The organism is Herbiconiux daphne, assembly GCF_024979295.1.
Taxonomy (GTDB): Bacteria; Actinomycetota; Actinomycetes; order Actinomycetales; family Microbacteriaceae; genus Herbiconiux; species Herbiconiux daphnes.
Genome location: NZ_JANLCJ010000443.1, coordinates 1 through 669, shown reverse-complemented (window position 1 = coordinate 669; position 669 = coordinate 1). Strand labels below are relative to the sequence as shown.

The following is a 669-nucleotide window of genomic DNA, read 5'->3' as shown; positions in this document are numbered from 1 at the left end:
AAACCCATTACACCGAGATAAGCATCATTAGCATGAGACTCTTTAGGACGGTCATAGGTGAATCCAGTAGCTTTAGATGTGTATTTGTCTGAACTATCTGTGTTCTGTGCTTGATTAGGAGCATTGACAATATCACGACGAGCTTGGATTAAGTCAGAGCGTGTTTTATCAGCAGGGTCATCAGTTGTAGGTTGTACAGCTGGTGATGCCACTGGTGTATACGCTGGAGAAGTAGGTTGTAGATTCTGCTGAGACTGGTTATTTGAAGGTGTATTCAAGGAGTCCCAAGCAGAACTATTTGTATCAGGGGTAGCAACAAATACATCCCCTTTACCCTCATCATCGAGGAAACTTTTGTAACTGTAGTCTGCCATTATTAGCGTACTCCCATTTTATGAACACCATTCAGAACATCAGAGTGAATTAGAGAACGAGGTTTAGTCTCATCACCATGATGCTCAGCGAATGTACCTGAAGCATACTTATCCAGTGTCTTAGCAGCGACTTCCATAGCTTTAGAGTGTGTGAATGATGGATCATCTGCCATCATCTTACGGAGCTGTTGAGCCATAACCAGAGCATCTGGTGCGATAGCTTGTACTGCTGGGTCTTCTGGGAAGTTTTCTTCAAAATGTTTGTAATGTTCGCTATCACGATCCGCACTCATTG

At 43.0% G+C, this 669-nt stretch carries 2 protein-coding genes; both read right to left on the bottom strand.

Annotation, left to right across the window (positions count from 1 at the left end; genetic code table 11):
- On the bottom strand, positions 1-374 hold a 374-nt coding region (locus N1032_RS25750; RefSeq protein ID WP_259543457.1), incomplete at its 3' end, for a hypothetical protein.
- 2 nt (positions 375-376) lie between these two features.
- On the bottom strand, positions 377-669 hold a 293-nt coding region (locus tag N1032_RS25745), incomplete at its 5' end, for a hypothetical protein (protein WP_259543456.1).